Source organism: Streptomyces sp. BBFR102 (assembly GCF_051397025.1).
Classification (GTDB): domain Bacteria; phylum Actinomycetota; class Actinomycetes; order Streptomycetales; family Streptomycetaceae; genus Streptomyces.
Window position 1 is genome coordinate 698,350 of record NZ_CP195757.1, and the last position, 15,504, is coordinate 713,853.

12 protein-coding genes and 1 pseudogene are annotated in these 15,504 nt (G+C 74.1%); 6 read left to right on the forward strand and 7 right to left on the reverse strand.

Going from position 1 to position 15,504, the window contains the following annotated elements; genetic code table 11:
* Window positions 1-110 precede the first annotated feature (110 nt).
* The 3 genes from ACSLIC_RS03220 to ACSLIC_RS03230 form a co-directional block, all read right to left on the reverse strand.
* Window positions 111-848, reverse strand: coding sequence for an SseB family protein (locus tag ACSLIC_RS03220; RefSeq protein ID WP_436736139.1), 738 nt, complete (start codon window positions 846-848; stop codon window positions 111-113).
* A 61-nt stretch (window positions 849-909) separates the two neighbouring features.
* The gene (gene mycP, locus ACSLIC_RS03225) at window positions 910-2,070 is read right to left on the reverse strand and encodes a type VII secretion-associated serine protease mycosin (RefSeq protein WP_436736140.1); all 1,161 of its coding nucleotides are present in this window, start codon (window positions 2,068-2,070) and stop codon (window positions 910-912) included.
* Entirely contained in the window at window positions 2,067-3,185 is a 1,119-nt protein-coding gene (locus ACSLIC_RS03230) for a hypothetical protein (RefSeq protein WP_436736141.1), read from the reverse strand. The genes mycP and ACSLIC_RS03230 overlap by 4 nt, the downstream gene beginning before the upstream one ends.
* A 205-nt stretch (window positions 3,186-3,390) precedes the next feature.
* Between ACSLIC_RS03230 and ACSLIC_RS03235 the strand changes: the two genes are divergently transcribed.
* Window positions 3,391-4,593 (forward strand): alanine racemase, encoded by a 1,203-nt coding sequence (locus tag ACSLIC_RS03235; protein WP_436736142.1) that lies wholly within the window; start codon window positions 3,391-3,393, stop codon window positions 4,591-4,593.
* 15 nt (window positions 4,594-4,608) lie between these two features.
* On the opposite strand, the gene ACSLIC_RS03240 is transcribed toward ACSLIC_RS03235, so the two are convergent.
* Complete coding sequence (locus ACSLIC_RS03240; RefSeq protein ID WP_436736143.1) at window positions 4,609-5,619, reverse strand: DUF2510 domain-containing protein; 1,011 nt, start codon at window positions 5,617-5,619, stop codon at window positions 4,609-4,611.
* A 232-nt stretch (window positions 5,620-5,851) separates the two neighbouring features.
* Here ACSLIC_RS03240 and ACSLIC_RS03245 point away from each other — a divergent pair, with 232 nt between their 5' ends.
* Window positions 5,852-6,985, forward strand: a complete 1,134-nt coding sequence (locus tag ACSLIC_RS03245; RefSeq protein ID WP_436736144.1) for a TDT family transporter — start codon at window positions 5,852-5,854, stop codon at window positions 6,983-6,985.
* An 18-nt stretch (window positions 6,986-7,003) separates the two neighbouring features.
* Here the strand turns inward: ACSLIC_RS03245 and ACSLIC_RS03250 are convergent, their stop codons facing one another.
* The 3 genes from ACSLIC_RS03250 to ACSLIC_RS03260 all read right to left on the reverse strand — a co-directional run bounded on the left by ACSLIC_RS03250 (window position 7,004) and on the right by ACSLIC_RS03260 (window position 11,539).
* Window positions 7,004-7,561, reverse strand: coding sequence for a helix-turn-helix domain-containing protein (locus ACSLIC_RS03250; protein WP_436736145.1), 558 nt, complete (start codon window positions 7,559-7,561; stop codon window positions 7,004-7,006).
* 206 nt (window positions 7,562-7,767) lie between these two features.
* Window positions 7,768-10,398 (reverse strand): ABC transporter permease/substrate binding protein, encoded by a 2,631-nt coding sequence (locus ACSLIC_RS03255; RefSeq protein ID WP_436736146.1) that lies wholly within the window; start codon window positions 10,396-10,398, stop codon window positions 7,768-7,770.
* On the reverse strand, window positions 10,391-11,539 hold the full coding sequence (locus ACSLIC_RS03260) for a quaternary amine ABC transporter ATP-binding protein (protein ID WP_436736147.1): 1,149 nt from the start codon (window positions 11,537-11,539) through the stop codon (window positions 10,391-10,393). The genes ACSLIC_RS03255 and ACSLIC_RS03260 overlap by 8 nt, the downstream gene beginning before the upstream one ends.
* 361 nt (window positions 11,540-11,900) lie before the next feature.
* Here ACSLIC_RS03260 and ACSLIC_RS03265 point away from each other — a divergent pair, with 361 nt between their 5' ends.
* The 4 genes and pseudogenes from ACSLIC_RS03265 to ACSLIC_RS03280 all read left to right on the forward strand — a co-directional run bounded on the left by ACSLIC_RS03265 (window position 11,901) and on the right by ACSLIC_RS03280 (window position 15,462).
* Window positions 11,901-12,806, forward strand: coding sequence for a 5'-3' exonuclease (locus ACSLIC_RS03265; protein ID WP_436740262.1), 906 nt, complete (start codon window positions 11,901-11,903; stop codon window positions 12,804-12,806).
* Window positions 12,807-12,898: 92 nt separating this feature from the next.
* Window positions 12,899-13,750 (forward strand): siderophore-interacting protein, encoded by an 852-nt coding sequence (locus tag ACSLIC_RS03270; protein ID WP_436736148.1) that lies wholly within the window; start codon window positions 12,899-12,901, stop codon window positions 13,748-13,750.
* Window positions 13,751-14,183: 433 nt separating this feature from the next.
* Window positions 14,184-14,417: pseudogene (locus tag ACSLIC_RS03275) on the forward strand (fasciclin domain-containing protein); the annotation flags it as partial.
* A gap of 88 nt (window positions 14,418-14,505) precedes the next feature.
* The gene (locus ACSLIC_RS03280) at window positions 14,506-15,462 is read left to right on the forward strand and encodes an RluA family pseudouridine synthase (RefSeq protein ID WP_436736149.1); all 957 of its coding nucleotides are present in this window, start codon (window positions 14,506-14,508) and stop codon (window positions 15,460-15,462) included.
* The last annotated feature ends 42 nt before the right edge of the window (window positions 15,463-15,504 follow it).

Below are 15,504 nucleotides of genomic sequence, written 5' to 3' on the forward strand. Positions count from 1 at the left end.
GTTCGTGATGGTTCGTTCCGTTTTCTTCGCTGATTGTCCCCTTGGTCCCGCCACCCTGCCTGTCGGCGCCGGAGCCCGCTCCCCGCCCGCGCGGTACGCGGGCGGCCCGGTCAGCGCTGGTAGACGGGCTCCTGTGCCGGTCCGTCGGCCGTGGCGGGCAGGACGGCCAGGTCGAGGCCGCGGACCAGGCGGGCGCGGAGCGGTTCGGCGGCGGCGAGCGCCCGGGCGATCCGGTTCAGAGTGGTGGCCGGATCGGCGCCGGGGGCCAGCACCACCGCCAGTACGCCGTCGGTGGCGCCGGTGGAGCGGGCCAGATGGGCCCGGACCACCTCCGGCTCGGCCGCCAGCACCTCGCGGACCTTCCCGGTGACGGCCGGGTCGGCGAGCGGGTCGGGGTCGGTGCGCCCTTCGGCGAGGGCGCGCAGTGCCGGTCCGGTCAGCTCGTACGGCACGGGTCCGGCGAGGTCGAGGACGACGGTGTCGGCGCGCTCCTGCGCGGCCGCCTCCAGGGCCTGGTGGAGGGCGACGGCGACGGGCCGCGCGCCGGGGTCCCAGCGGGCGAGGGATTCGGTGGAGGTGAAGGCGGGCAGGGCGGTGCGCGCGCCGGCCTTGAGGGTGGGCACGGCCATGTCGCTGGTCTTCTCGCGGCGCAGCCCCCTCTCGTCCACCTCGCTCTCACCGAGGACGGCGACGACCGGGACGAGCAGCCGGGTGGTGCGCAGCGCCTCCAGCACCGGCCGGTGCCGGCTGCGGTCCTCGGCCCAGGCGGCCAGCGCGGCGCTCAGCGCGGGGTCGGCGGAGCCGTCGTCGTCGGAGAAGGGGGAGTCGGGAATGTTCTTGTTCGCCACGCCGTGAGCCTATCCACCCGGCTCCGGCGGGCCGGCCGGGGGCGGGCCCGCGCCGGACGGCTCAGCGCCGCGGCGCGCGGCCACGCCAGAGCAGGACGGCGGCGGCCAGCAGCAGCACCCCGAGGCCCCCGGCGGCGGGCCCGGCCCAGCCGGCGCCGGAGCCCGCGCCGTGCGGGCCCGGGCCGGGGCCGAAGTGGGTGGAGGAGTGGGCGGCGGGCTTCCGTTTCTCGGGGCCGAGTCGCCCCCCGGCCTCGACGGCCGCGGCGGCGTCGACCAGGCCCCGCCCCCGGGAGTCGTCGCGGCCTCCGCCGGGACTGTCCCGGGCGGTGTCCTCCAGGAGCCGTTTGATCTGGACGGGCGTGAGGTGCGGGTGGGCGGCGCGGACCAGGGCGACGGTGCCGGAGACGGCGGCCGCGGCGGCGCTGGTGCCCCAGCCCTCGTAGTAGCGGCGGTCGGGGTCGGCGAGGACGATGTCGTCGCCGGGGGCGCTGACCGTGGCGTACCAGCGGCGGGTGGAGAAGGCGGCGCGTTCGCCGAACCGGTCGACGGCGGTGACGGCGATGACGCCCGGGTAGGCCGCCGGGTAGGAGACGTGGTCGCCCTTCTCGCCGCCGTTGCCCGCCGAGGCGACGACCACCGCGCCCTTCCTCAGGGCGTACTGGACGGCGGCGTCCTCGGCTGCCTCGGGGTGGGCGGACTCGCTGTCGTCGCCGAGGGAGAGGTTGATGACGTCGGCGCCCTGGTCGGCGGCCCAGCGGATGCCCTCGGCGAGCGCGCCGCCCCGGGTGGAGCGGGCCTTCTTGCGGGCGGGGTCGCCGTCCTCCAGGATCACCCGGACCGGCAGGACCTTGGCCTCGGGGGCGACGCCGATCACGCCGTCGCCGCCGTCGGGCCCGTGGCCGTGGCCGGCGATGACCGAGGCCATGGCGGTGCCGTGGCGGGCCCAGGGCCGGTCGCCGGGCCCGGCGCCGAACCCGATGAGGTCCTCGCCTGGCAGGACGTTGCGCTCCAGGTCGGGGTGGTCGGCGTCGACGCCGGTGTCGAGGACGGCGACGGTGACGCCCTTGCCCTCGGTGGTGCGCCACGCGTCCTCGGCGTGCAGCGCCTCCAGGCCCCACTGCTGGGCGCGGATGCCGTCGGCGTGCGCGCTGGCAGGCAGCAGGGCGAGGCAGACGGCGAGGGCCGGCGCGAGGAGGGCGCGGCGGGCTCGGGGCACGGTCACCGTTCCTCGGTGTCGGGGTGGGCGAGCGCGCGCAGGCGGGCGGCGGCGCGCTCGGTGTGGGCGAGCGCGGTGTGGCCGAGGCCCGCCTGGGCGGGGGCGGTGGTGGCTCCGTCGGCGGTGGCGGCGGCGGCCGGCTGCGGTTCGGCGACCTCCCGGCCGTCGGCGAAGCCGCTGACCGCGTAGACGACGGCCGGCAGGTCGTCCAGGACCGTCAGGGACCACGAGGCGCGCTGGGCGTCGCCGAAGCCTTCGGCGGCGGTGCCCTTCGCGGCGTAGGGGCGGGGCATCAGGTCACGCCGCCGGTCGAGCTTCTCGGTGCGGAAGCGGGTCCGCAGGTCGGTCATGGCCTGTTGGCCCGCGCGGGTGAACAGCAGGCCGACGGTGACGACCTCGCTGCGGGTGGCGTCGGTGTAGGTGGCGCGGAGCAGTCGGGTGCAGCCGGCCGGTTCGAGGACGGAGGCGAGGAGCGGGTCGAGGGCCTTGGCGCAGCCGCTGTCGGGGGCGAGCGCGATCCGGGTCCAGGTGCGGTCGGCGCCGCCGGGTCCGGCCTTCTTCCCGTTCACCGTCGGCGGGAAGAGCCGGTCGACGGGGGCTTCGTGCCACAGGGCGGCGCCCGCCGTGAAGCCGTCGGGGGCGCCCGCGGGGTCACCGGTCAGCCAGGTGCCGGCCGCACCCCCCGCAACCAGCCCGAGGCCCAGCACGAGGCAGACCGCGGCGGCCGCGGTACGGCGTGGGGAGCGGGGTACCGGGCGCAGCCGCGTGGTGGCCTGATCGTGTTCGGGGCCCCTGGGGGCGGGGGCGAACGGGGCTCCGGCGCCGGGGCGGGGCGTGAGGTCGACGGCACCGGTGTGCCGCCGGTCGCGGGGCCGGGGCTGACCGGCCGGACGGGGTGCGGGGAAGGCCGGGAAGGTACGGAGGGCGGGGCGCTCCGGCGCAGGCGCGCCGCCCCCCGCCGGGGGCCGCGCGGGAGGTACGGCGGGCGGGACTGCGGGCCGGGGCGGGGTGGCGGGGCGCGGCGGGGTCCGGTCGGTGGCGCCGGCGGGTGCCGACGCGGGTTTCTCCGGGCGGCGGGCCGGGGGCTGCGGTACGTCCGGGCGGCGTGCCTGCGTACTCATGCGCCCCCCGTTTCCCTCACGCGGCCCGGCTGGGGCCCGTCGCGCGCCCTCCGTGCGCGTCACTCTACGGGTTGGCGCGGCCGGGGCGGGAACGGCTGGGGCCGACGGGTCTGTTCTGCCCGGATGATCCCGGCGGGCGCGGCCGGACCGGGAGATCCCTGGTCACCCCCTACCCCCCGGTAGGGCTCTCTGGCAGGCTGCGGGCATGACGCCCCTCGCCAACGCCCGCGCCCGGTACGACCGGGCGACGGCGCATCTCGACGCCCCGCTGGCCCTGGTGGACCTGGACGCCTTCGACGCCAACGCCGAGGATCTCGTACGCCGGGCGGCGGGCAAGCCGGTCCGGGTGGCGAGCAAGTCGGTGCGCTGCCGGGCGCTGCTGGAACGGGTGCTGGCCCGCGACGGGTTCGCCGGGGTGATGGCCTACACGCTGGCGGAGTCGTTGTGGCTGGCCCGCTCCGGGGTCGAGGACGTACTGCTGGCCTATCCGTCGGCGGACCGGGACGGGTACGGGGAGCTGGCGGCCGACCCGAAGCTGGCGGCCTCGGTCACGGTCATGGTCGACGACCCGGCGCAGCTGCGGCTGATCGAGGAGGCGCGCGGGCCGGGCACGGAGGAGATCCGGGTCTGCCTGGAACTGGACACCTCCCTGCTCCTGCTGGGCGGCCGGGTGCGGGTGGGGGCGCGCCGCTCGCCCCTGCACTCCCCCGCCGAGGTGGCGGAGCTGGCCCGGCTGGTGGCGCGCCGACCCGGTTTCCGGGTGGTGGGGCTGATGGCGTACGAGGGCCATGTGGCGGGCGTCGGCGACGCGGTGGCGGGCAGTCCGCTGCGGTCGCGGGCGATCCGGCTCATGCAGCGGGCGGCGCGGCGGGAGCTGGCGGCCCGCCGGGTGGCGGTGGTGCGGGCGGTGCGCGAGGCCGTACCGGAGCTGGAGTTCGTCAACGGCGGTGGCACCGGCAGCGTGCAGCACACGGTGGCGGAGGAGGCGGTGACGGAGGTCGCGGCCGGTTCGGGCCTGTTCGTGCCGCGCCTGTTCGACCACTACACGTCGTTCACCGGGCGTCCGGCGGCGCTCTTCGCGCAGCCGGTGGTGCGCAGGCCCGGGGTGGGCGTGGTGACGGTGCTCGGTGGCGGCTATCCGGCGTCCGGGGCGGCCGGGGCGGACCGCTCGCCGGTGCCGTATCTGCCCGAGGGGCTGCGGTACGACCCGAGGGAAGGGGCGGGCGAGGTGCAGACTCCGCTGCTCGGGCCGCCCGCCGACGATCTGCTGATCGGCGACAAGGTGTGGTTCCGGCACGCGAAGGCGGGCGAGCTGTGCGAGCGGTTCGCCGCGCTCCACCTGGTGTCCGGGGACGCCGTGGTGGACACGGTGCCGACGTACCGGGGCGAGGGTCGCACGTTCCTCTGATCCTCGCGGGCCGGGTCAGCCGCCCGGCGCGGGGGTGAGCCCTTCGCCGACGCCACCGGTGCCGCCGGTGGCGCCGATCGGGTCGATCCCCTCGACCACGGTGTCGATGAGGCTGAGCGGGGGTCCGTCGGGGCCGGCGTCGAAGGCGAAGCGGACGACGACCATCGCCTCGCTGCCGGCCGAGGAGCGGAAGGCGAGCGACTGCACCCAGCCACCCTCGCCGGCGCCGGTTTCGACCCGCCACCGCACGTAGTAGCCGGCGCGTCCGGCCACCGCGACCTGTCCGGCCGCTGCCTTCCTCCTGGCGGTGACGCCGTCGTAGGGGCGGCGGCCGAGGGTGTCGCGGTCGTAGAGCTCGTCCACGGCGTCGGGGATGTCGGCCTCGGCGACGGCCCTGGGGGCGCTCTCGTCGCTGCCGGTGAGGGTGGCCGAGACGATGCGTCCCCGGTAGCAGAGGCCGGAGACGCCGGGGCAGTCGTAGGACGGGTCGGTCACCATGGCGATGTCGCCGACGCTCCTGGTGTGGGCGGTCGTCCAGCCCTCGGGCACCGGCAGGGTGATGCCGTTGAGGTCGTCGGTGAGTACCCGGGGGTCGGAGGCGTGGGTCGGCTCCTCCTCCGGGGTGGGCGTGGGGGTGACGGCTGCCTCGGAGGCCGCGGTGGCCGGGGACCGGGCGTCGTCCGGGGTGTCGCCGCCGCCCAGCAGCACGACCCCGCCGACCACGCAGGCGGCGACCACCACCGCACCGGCGACCAGCGCGGCGGTCCTGCCGCGGCGGTGGGAGGGGGCGGACGCGGGTGCGGGCGGGCCGAAGGCCCCTTGGGGGACGTGGGCGGGCGGCGGGCCGAAGCCGCCGTCGGGAGCCACGGGCGAGCCGGGCGGCGGGGCGGGCGGGCCCGGGGCGGAGCCGGTGGCGGGGGCTCGGGTGTGCGCGGTCCAGCCGGTGCCGTCCCACCAGCGTTCGACGGCGGGTGGCGGCGCGGCGGGGTCCACGTACCAGCCGGGTGGGGGGAGCGGCGTGTTCATGGCGTCACCCTAGGGGTCCGCGGCGGGGTCACGTACGCCCCGGCGATGCGTCCAGCAGCAGCGCGACCGCCTCGGAGTTGCCCGCGCGCAGGAAGACGGCGGTGGCCGGACCGGGGACGGGGGCACCGGCTCCGGGGCGAGGGGCTCGTCGATGCTCATGGCCCCAGGTGATGAGTCCATGGCCGCAGGGGGTGCCTGGTGGGTCCTACCTGCGGAAAGACAGAATGCGGGGATGGTTTCCCTCACCACGCGTCCCGCCGCTCCGCCCGCCTCCTCACCCGTCGGCGCACCGCCGCGCCGCCTGCCCGCCCTGCGCCATCTCGGTCCCAACTGGTACGCGTCGGTGATGGGCACCGCCATCGTGGCGACCGCAGGGGCGGGGCTGCCGTGGCAGCCGCCGGGGCTGCGGACGGTGCTCGCCGTCGTGTGGGCGCTCTCCGCGCTCCTGCTGGTGGTGCTGCTCGCCGCCCGGACGCTGCACTGGGTCCACCACCGTGACCAGGCGCGGGCCCACCTCCTGGACGCGTCCATGGCCCCGTTCTACGGCTGCCTGGCGATGGCGCTGCTGGCGGTGGGCGGGGCGACGCTGGTGGTGGGGTCCGACTGGATCGGGGTGCGGGCCGCGGTCGCGGTCGACGTGGTGCTGTTCACGGCGGGCACGGTGACCGGCGTGCTGGCGGCGGTCACCGTGCCGTACCTGATGGTGACGCGGCAGCGTCCGCCGCTCACCGCCGCTTCCCCGGTGTGGCTGCTGCCGGTGGTCGCCCCGATGGTGTCGGCGGCGCTCGGGCCGCTGCTGGTACCGCATCTCGCGTCCGGCCAGCTCCGCTTGACCCTGCTGTACTGCTGTTACGGGCTCTTCGGGCTGAGTCTGCTCGGGGCGCTGCTGATGCTGCCGCTGGTCCTGGGGCGGCTGCTGACCGGCGGCCCGCCCGCCCTGGCCCTGACGCCCACGCTCTTCCTGGCGCTCGGCCCGCTCGGCCAGTCCACCACCGCCGTCCACCAGCTCGCCGAGGTTGCGCGCGACGTCGTGCCCGGGCCGTACGCCGAGGGCTTCGCCGCCCTCGCGGTGCTGTACGGGGTGCCGGTGATGGGGTTCGCCGCGCTGTGGCTGGGGCTGGCCGGGGCACTGGCGGTGCGCGCGCTGCGGCGCGGCATGGGCTTCTCGCTGACCTGGTGGGGGTTCACCTTCCCGGTCGGCACCTGCGTGACGGGCCTGGCGGGGCTGGGTCGGCAGACCGGCCTGCCGCTGTTCGAGCTGGCGTCGACGGGACTGTACGTACTGCTGGTGGCGGCCTGGCTGGTGGCGTGCGCCGGTACGGTGCGCCGCCTGGTCACGGGCCGGCTGCCGGCGCCGCCCGCCTGAGCGCCGGGGACGCGCCGGTCAGGCGCGGGTGTCCGCGTCGGTGCCGACGTGGTCGGCGACGGTGATGACGAGGATGCGGGTGTCGGGCCCGGTGGCGCGCCAGCGGTGGCGGACGCCGCCGGTGAGGTAGAGCGTGTCGCCCCGGCCCAGGCGGTGGGCCCGGCCCTCGGCCTCGACCTCGGCGGAGCCCTCGACGACGTAGAGCAGTTCGTCGTTGCGGTGGACCTGCTCCCGGCCCTCGTCGTGGTCGCCGCTGAACTCCAGCGCCTCCAGCTGGTGGTGCCCGGGGATGAGGGTCCGGACCTCCTTGGTACCCAGCCCCTCGGGGCCGGCGCGGACCACTTCCACGGTGTGGGCGGGGTCGACGGAGTCCATCAGCTCGACGGCGGTGGTCTCCAGCGCGTCGGCGACGGCCTCCAGCGACCGCATGCTGGGGCGGGCCCGCTGGTTCTCCACCTGGCTGAGGAAGGGCACGGAGAGCCCGCTGCGCTCCGCGACGGCGGCGAGGGTCAGCTCCAGGGCACGGCGCCGCCGCCGGACGGCCGGTCCGACCCGGAGGGTCACTTTCTCGTCCATCGCTGGCGCCCCCTCGTGTTCCTCGGCTCCCGTGGGTGTTCCGGCACCCTACGCAGGTCCGGCGGACGGCGGGTCTGCCGGACGGACGTCCGGAGGCACCCCTCCCGGTAACCCTGCCCGAAGGACCCGCCCCCTGGCGAGTGGAAAGCCGTGACCGGCGGGATCGCCGGGCGCACGGGGGCGCATGCACGAGGGGTGCGGCAGGCTCACATGGGTGCGAGCTTGTCGGTCATCTCCGGGTTCTCCTTGAGCCAGGCGTCGACGGCCTGCTCCTCCTTGCCCGTACCGAGCTTCTGGATCTCGTTCTCCAGCGCGGCGAGCTGTTCCTCGCTCAGCTCGAAGTCGCGGAACCAGCCGGAGGCCACCGGGTAGTTCTCGGTGAACGACTTGTGCGCCACGGTCCGCAGCCGGTCGCCCTCACCGAAGAGCTTCTTGGGGTCCTGGAGCTTGTTCAGCTTGTACTCGTTGTACGCCCAGTGCGGCGTCCAGAGCATGACCGCGATCGGCTCCTTCTTGGCGTACGCGCGCCTCAGCTCGGCGAGCATGCCCGGGGTGGAACTGTCGACGACCTTGTACTCGCTGTCCAGGCCGTAGCCGGGGACGACCTCGTTCTTCAGGATGTCCATCGTCTCGGTACCGGCCTCGATACCGACGATGCGGCCGTCGAACTGCTCGCCCTTGCCCTTGAGGTCGGCGAGGGACTTGACGTCCTTGACGTAGTCGGGGACGGCCAGTTCCAGCGAGGTGGGGCCGTACCAGTCCCCGAGGTCGACCAGCTCGTCCTGGTACTTGTCCCAGTACTTCTTCTGCGTGTTCGGCAGCCAGGCGTCGAACTGCACGTCGATCTGGCCGCGCGACATCGCCGCGTACATCGGGCCGACCTCGAACTGGTGCAGGTTCATCTTGTAGCCGCGGTCCTCGAGGACGTGCTTCCACAGGTACGTGGCGGCGATGTCCTCCTCCCACGGGAACCAGGCGACCTCCATGGGGCGCTTCGCCTCGGCCGCGACGTCCTTCTTCTTGTCGCTGTCGCCGCCGGCGACCGGGGCCCACTCGTCGAGCCCGCTGGGCTGGTCCTTCAGCCAGGCGCGGACGGCGTCCTGCTCCTTGCCCTTGTCCGCGCCCTGGATCTGCGCCTCCAGGCTGGTCAGCTGCTCCTCGGACATCTTGAAGTCCTTGAGCCACTCACCGACCTCGGGGAAGTCCTCGGAGAATCCCTTACGCGCCAGCGTATGGACCTCGTCGCCCTCGCCCCAGGCGCCCTTCGGGTCCTTCAGCTTCGTCAGGTCGAACTCGTTGTACGCCCAGTGCGGCGACCAGAGAGTCGTCGCGATCGGCTCCTTCTTGGCGTACGCACGCTTCAGCTCGGCCAGCATCGCAGGCGTCGAACCGTCGACGACCTTGAACTCCTCGTCGAGCCCGTACTCCTTGAGTACCTTGCTCTTCAGCAGCTGCATCTCCCCGGCGCCAGGCTCGATGCCGACGATCCGGCCCTTGAACTTGTCGCCCTGGCCCTTCAGATCCTCCATCGACTCGATCCCCTTCACATACGAAGGAACCGCAATCTCCAGAGAGGTCGGGCCATACCACGAACCCATGTCCTCCAGCTTGTCGCCGTACTTCTCCCAGTACGACGCATGCGTGGTCGGCAGCCAGGAGTCGGTCTCGAAGTCGATCTCACCATTGGCCATACCCGTGTACAAAGCACCCGCCTCGTACTGCTGAGCATTCACCTTGAAACCGCGCTGCTCCAGCATCTCCTTCCACAGGAAGGTGGAGGCGATGCCCTCGTCCCACGGGATGTAGCCGATGTTGATCTCGCGGCCCTGGCCCAGGTTGCCCGAGTCGGCCCGGGCCTCGTCGTCGCCGGAGGAGCCGAGGGCACCCATGCCGCCCGCGATCAGGGCGAGAACCACGACGCCGATCATGGCGACGGCGGTCTGGGGGCGGTAGCTCCAGATCTTCTTGCCGCCGGCGGCGGCGCGGGCCTTGACGATGGCGCGGCGGCCGACCGGCGAGACCTGCTGGCCCAGGCCGCTGGTGAGACGGTCCAGGTAGATGGCGAGGATCACGATGGAGACACCGGCTTCGAAGCCGAGGCCGATGTTCAGCTGGCTGATGCCCTCGTAGACCGAGCTGCCGAGACCGGCGGCGCCGACCATGCCGGCGATGACGACCATCGACAGGCCCAGCATGATGACCTGGTTGACACCGGCCATGATCGTGGAGAGAGCCAGCGGGAGCTGCACCCGCAGCAGGGTGTTGCGCGGCGTCGTGCCGAAGGCTTCGGCCGCCTCCACCAGTTCCTCGTCGACCTGGCGGATGCCCAGCTCGGTCATGCGGACGCCCGGGGGCATCGCGAAGATGATGGTGGCGACGATGCCGGGGGCGGCGCCGAGGCCGAAGAAGATGACGGCCGGCAGCAGGTAGACCATGCCGGGCATGGTCTGCATGAAGTCCAGGACGGGGCGCAGCACGGCGCTCACCGTGCGGGAGCGGGCCGCCCATATGCCGAGCGGCACGGACAGCACGATCGCGACCAGGGTGGCGACCAGCACCAGCGACAGCGTGGCCATCGCGTCGTCCCACAGCTCCATCGAGACGATGAGGCCGAATCCGACGAAGCTCAGGGCGCCGGCCAGCAGGCCGCGCAGCCACCAGGCGATGACGGCGAAGATGCCGGCGAGCAGCAGCGGCTCGGGCGCGGTGAGGACCGTGTTGATGCCGGTGTCCAGGCCCTTGACGACGGCGCTGATGGCGTCGAAGAGCCAGGCGAGGTTGTTCTGGAGCCAGTCGACACCGGAGTCGACCCACTCGCCGAAGGGCAGCCTAGGCATGAGCGTTCACCTTGCCCTCGTCCTCGTCGGCGGCGTCACGCGGCGCCGTGGGAGACATCGGCTCGCCGAGCACGGCGAGCAGCCGCTCGCGCGGCACGACGCCGACCAGCTTGCCCGCGGCGTCGGTGACGGCGACGGGCTCGGCACTGGTGGCGCAGGGCGTGAACAGCTCGATGATGGGCGTCTCCTCGCCGACCACTGCTGGGGCGGCGTCGAGGATCTGCCGCTCGGTGCGGGCGGCGCTGCCCAGGCTCTTCTCGCCGGGCTCCGTGGCGGCGGGGGCGGCCGTCACGGTGTCGGCGTCGGCCATGATCGCCCCGGCGGTCAGCACGCGGGAGCGGTCGACGTCCTGGGTGAAGGAGGCGACGTAGTCGTTGGCCGGGGTGACGAGGATGTCCTCGGAGGTGCCGATCTGCACGATGCGACCGTCGCGCATGACGGCGATGCGGTCGCCGAGGCGCATCGCCTCGTTGAGGTCGTGGGTGATGAAGACGATGGTCTTCTTCAGCCGCTTCTGCAGCTCCAGGAGCTGGTCCTGCATGTCGCGTCGGATCAGCGGGTCGAGGGCGCTGAACGACTCGTCCATCAGGAGCAGGTCGGCGTCGGTGGCCAGCGCGCGGGCCAGGCCCACGCGCTGCTGCATGCCGCCGGACAGCTCGTCGGGCCAGGACTTCTCCCAGCCGGCGAGCCCGGCGAGCTCCAGCGCCTCCAGGGCGCGGCGCTCTCGCTCGGCGCGCGGCACGCCCTGGACCTCCAGGCCGTACCCGGCGTTCTCCAGCACGCTGCGGTGCGGGAAGAGCGCGAAGTGCTGGAAGACCATGCTGATCTTCCGCGAACGGACGGCGCGCAGGTCGGCGGGGGCCAGCTCGGTCAGGTCCTGGCCGTCGAAGCGGACGTGCCCGGCGGTGGGCTCGAGGAGCCCGTTCAGCATGCGCAGCAACGTCGACTTGCCGGAGCCGGAGAGCCCCATGACGACGAAGATCTGACCAGGCTCGACGGAGAAGGAAGCGTCGATCACCGCGGCCGTGGTGCCTTCGGCACGGAGCTGGTCGCGGTCGGCTCCCTTCTCCAGTCGTTGCACCGCTTCATCGGGTCGTCTTCCGAACACTTTGTACAAGTGCTCAGCTTGCAGCCTGGACACATACACCTCTCGATTTGTCACGACGACGGCCCGCCTCCCCCGCCGGCGGGCCGTGGAGCAGCACGGTTCCGCCCGTGTCCCGGAAGATGGCGTGATGACGCCCCGCCCAGGTTCGCTCCGGCTGCGCGCCTGCCCTGACCTGAAAGATTCAAACGAAGGAGTGAGTCAGTTCACTATGCGTACACGAACCTCGCACAACGGCGACCTTTGACTACTCTACGTGACGGAACGGAGGTGGGCCACCCCCTCTTTCAGCCACTCTCCTCACGGCCGGACGGCACCCGCCGCGCCACGCCCGTCCGCCGCCCCCGCCCCCGGGGTGCGCGATGATGCCGGGGTGACTCAGCCAACGCCGCGCCTCATGCTCCTGGACACCGCCTCCCTGTACTTCCGGGCCTACTTCGGTGTCCCCGACACGGTCCGGGCCGCCGACGGCACCCCGGTCAACGCCGTCCGGGGCCTGCTCGACTTCATCGCCCGGCTGGTCCAGGACCACCGCCCGGACGCCCTGGTCGCCTGCATGGACGCCGACTGGCGACCGGCCTGGCGGGTCGAGCTGATCCCGACGTACAAGGCCCACCGGGTGGCCGAGGAGAGCGTCGCGGGACCGGACGTGGAGGAGACGCCGGACACCCTCTCGCCGCAGGTGCCGGTGATCGAGGCGGTGCTCGACGCACTGGGCATCGCCCGCGCCGAGGCGGCCGGCTTCGAGGCGGACGACGTCATCGGCACCCTGGCCACCGCGGCGAAGGGCCCGGTCGACATCGTCACCGGCGACCGCGACCTGTACCAGCTGGTCGACGACGCGCGCGGCGTGCGCGTCCTCTACCCCCTCAAGGGCGTCGGCACCCTCCAGCTCACCGACGAGGAGGTGCTCCGCGAGAAGTACGGCGTCGACGGCGCGGGCTACGCCGAGCTGGCCCTGCTGCGCGGCGACCCCAGCGACGGCCTGCCCGGCGTCCCGGGCGTCGGCGAGAAGACCGCGGCCAAGCTGCTCGCCGCCTACGGCGACGTGGCCGGGATCGTCGCGGCCGCCGAGGACCCCCGGTCCAAGGTGACGCCCGCCCAGCGCAGGCGGCTCCTGGAAGCCCGCCCCTACCTGGCCGCGGCCTCGAAGGTGGTACGGGTCGCCACCGACGTCGAGCTGGCCCCGCTGGACGCCTCCCTGCCGAGCACCCCGCGCGACCCCGAGGCGCTGGCGGCCCTGGCAAAGCGGTGGAACCTGGGGGGCTCGCTGGAACGCCTGCTGGCGGTGCTGCGCGCCTGAGCACGGGGCGGGCGCCCGCCACCCTCGGCACACGACCCGGTCCGGATGTTAACTTAGGCTCACCTAACCAAACCCGATCAGGGAGGCCCTCCATGGCGGACCGTCCGGCACGCAAGGCTCCGCAGACCCATCTCGCGCGGGTGATGCGGACGGAGCGGCTCACCCCCCACATGCAGCGGATCGTCCTCGGCGGCGAGGGTCTGGCCCACTTCTCGGCCGGGGAGTTCACCGATCACTACGTGAAGGTGCTCTTCGCGCCCGAGGGCGTCACCTACCCCGAGCCCTTCGACATCGCGGCGATCCGCGCAGAACTGCCGCGCGACCAGTGGCCGGTGACGCGTACGTACACGGTCCGCCGCTGGGACGCCGAGGCGCGGGAGATCACGGTGGACTTCGTCGTCCACGGCGACACCGGGCTGGCCGGGCCGTGGGCGTCGGCCGCCGCCCCCGGCGACGAGATCCGCCTGCTCGGTCCGGGCGGCGCCTACGCCCCCGGCGACCAGGCCGACTGGCACCTGCTGGCCGGTGACGAGAGCGCCCTGCCGGCCATCGCCGCCGCCCTGGAGGCCCTCCCGGCCGACGCCGAGGTCCGCGCCTTCGTCGAGCTTTCCGGCCCCGAGGAGCGGCAGGAGATCGACGGGCCGCAGGGAAAGAACGTGGTCTGGTTGCACCGGGGCGACGCACCGGTCGGCTCCCTGCTCACCGAGGCCGTGCGGTCCCTGGAGTTCCCCGAGGGCGAGGTGCTGGCCTTCGTCCACGGCGAGGCCGGCTTCGTCAAGGAACTCCGCCGCCACCTGCGGATGGAGCGCGGCATCGCCCGCGAACAGCTCTCCATCTCCGGCTACTGGCGCCTGGGCCACGACGAGGACGGCTGGCAGGCGTCCAAGCGCGACTGGAACGCCCAGGTCGAGGCCGAGCAGGAGCGGACCGCCCCCGCGGCCTGACCCCCCAGTTCCCGGGGGAGGGGCGGGCATCAGCCGCCCCTCCCCCGGGCCGGGCTCGCCGGAAGCCCCGGCCCGGGGCACCGCCGCGTCCGGCCCGCGCGCCCTCGGCGCGCGCACCCCGGGGGAAGGCCACGGAACGGCAACTCCGGTGCCCCGGCCCATCCGCGCCGCACCTCGCCGCGCATACCCCTGAGCAGCGGCCACGCCGCGCCTGGGCCCGGCGGAGGAGTACGCGTGAAGGAACCGTCCGCATCGACCCGCCCCGTCCGCCGTCCCGAGGCGGCCTGCGGACCAGTTGGGTCTCCCGCTCCGTCGACGGCGTGACCGTCGGCACGCCCGTCGAGACCGTGATGGTCATCCCTGGACCCCTGAAGCGACCCGTTCCGACCGGGTCCGTCCGCATTCGCCATACACGAGAGCCGCCCGGCGGCGCGCCGACAAGGAGCAGCTGACCAAGGTCCTCACCTACCACGTGGTGGGCCGGAAGCCGGCCCCGAAGCAGCTGGACGACGGCTCCTTCGAGACGCTGGAGGGGAGCAGGCTCACCACCATGGGCTCCCGGCACGATGACACCGTCAACGACAGCTCCAAGGTCGTCTGCGGCAACGCGCCGACCGCCAGCGCCACCGTCCACACCGACACCGTGCTGATGCCGAAGGCCGGCTGAGCCGGGCGGGATGAGGACGGAGGGGTGCTCCGGGCGCCCTACGCCCTTCCGCGCGCCGCCGCCGGCCGGCCTCTCGTAGGCTGGCCGGATGAGCCGAAGATCCCGCCGCACGCCCGCCCCGCTGCCGCAGCGCGACGGCATCGGGCCCGTCCGGGTCCGGCTGCCGCAGGAGGGCGGGTGGGCGACGGTCCGCGACCATCTGGTGGAGCGGCTGCCGGTGGCGGCGGCCGAGGTCGACGCGCTCTTCGCCGAGGGCGGGGTGGTCACCGGCGACGGCCGGCAAGTCGCGGCGGACGCCCCCTACCTCCCCGGTGGACAGGTCTGGTTCCACCGCCGGCCCGCCGCGGAGGTACCGGCGCCGTACCCGCCGGTGGTGCTCTTCCGCGACGAGCACCTCGTGGTGGTCGACAAGCCTCACTTCCTCGCCACCACCCCGCGCGGCCGCCATGTCACCCAGACCGTCCTGGCACTGCTGCGCACCCGCCTCGACCTGCCGGAGCTGAGCCCCGCGCACCGCCTGGACCGGCTCACCGCAGGCCTGGTCCTCCTCACCGTCCGCCCCGCCGAACGCGCCGCCTACCAGTGCCTGTTCAGCGACCGTCTGGTCCGCAAGGAGTACGAGGCGGTGGCCGGGTACGACCCCTCGGCGGCCCTCCCCCGCACCGTGCGCAGCCGGATCGTCAAGGAACGCGGGGTGATCGCCGCCCAGGAGGTCCCGGGCGAGCCCAACGCCGAGACCCGCGTCGAACTGCTCGCCCGCCGGGGCTCACTCGGCCGCTACCGCCTGCTGCCGCACACCGGCCGCACCCACCAGCTGCGGGTCCACCTGAACTCCCTGGGCCTGCCCATCCTCGGCGACCCCCTCTACCCGGAAGTCACCGACCCGGCTCCGGACGACTTCCGCCGCCCCTTGCAACTACTGGCCCGCTCGGTGGAGTTCACCGACCCGGTGACGGGCGAGGAGCGGCACTTCACCAGCGCCCGCGAACTGACCGCGTGGACGCGGTACGACCGGTGGGCAGACGGCGTGACCGGTCCGGCCTGAGCCCGCGCGGCACACGGGACGGCGGGTGGGTGGCCGGGGGCC

What these genes read in the sequence shown, in the direction of transcription:
- ACSLIC_RS03230 (WP_436736141.1), bottom strand. Translation starts at nt 3,185, where the DNA reads ATGAGTACGCAGGCACGCCGCCCGGACGTACCGCAGCCCCCGGCCCGC.
- ACSLIC_RS03265 (WP_436740262.1), top strand. Translation starts at nt 11,901, where the DNA reads ATGCTCCTGGACACCGCCTCCCTGTACTTCCGGGCCTACTTCGGTGTC.
- ACSLIC_RS03235 (WP_436736142.1), top strand. Translation starts at nt 3,391, where the DNA reads ATGACGCCCCTCGCCAACGCCCGCGCCCGGTACGACCGGGCGACGGCG.
- ACSLIC_RS03255 (WP_436736146.1), bottom strand. Translation starts at nt 10,398, where the DNA reads ATGCCTAGGCTGCCCTTCGGCGAGTGGGTCGACTCCGGTGTCGACTGG.
- ACSLIC_RS03245 (WP_436736144.1), top strand. Translation starts at nt 5,852, where the DNA reads ATGGTTTCCCTCACCACGCGTCCCGCCGCTCCGCCCGCCTCCTCACCC.
- ACSLIC_RS03240 (WP_436736143.1), bottom strand. Translation starts at nt 5,619, where the DNA reads ATGAACACGCCGCTCCCCCCACCCGGCTGGTACGTGGACCCCGCCGCG.
- ACSLIC_RS03280 (WP_436736149.1), top strand. Translation starts at nt 14,506, where the DNA reads ATGAGCCGAAGATCCCGCCGCACGCCCGCCCCGCTGCCGCAGCGCGAC.
- ACSLIC_RS03270 (WP_436736148.1), top strand. Translation starts at nt 12,899, where the DNA reads ATGGCGGACCGTCCGGCACGCAAGGCTCCGCAGACCCATCTCGCGCGG.
- ACSLIC_RS03250 (WP_436736145.1), bottom strand. Translation starts at nt 7,561, where the DNA reads ATGGACGAGAAAGTGACCCTCCGGGTCGGACCGGCCGTCCGGCGGCGG.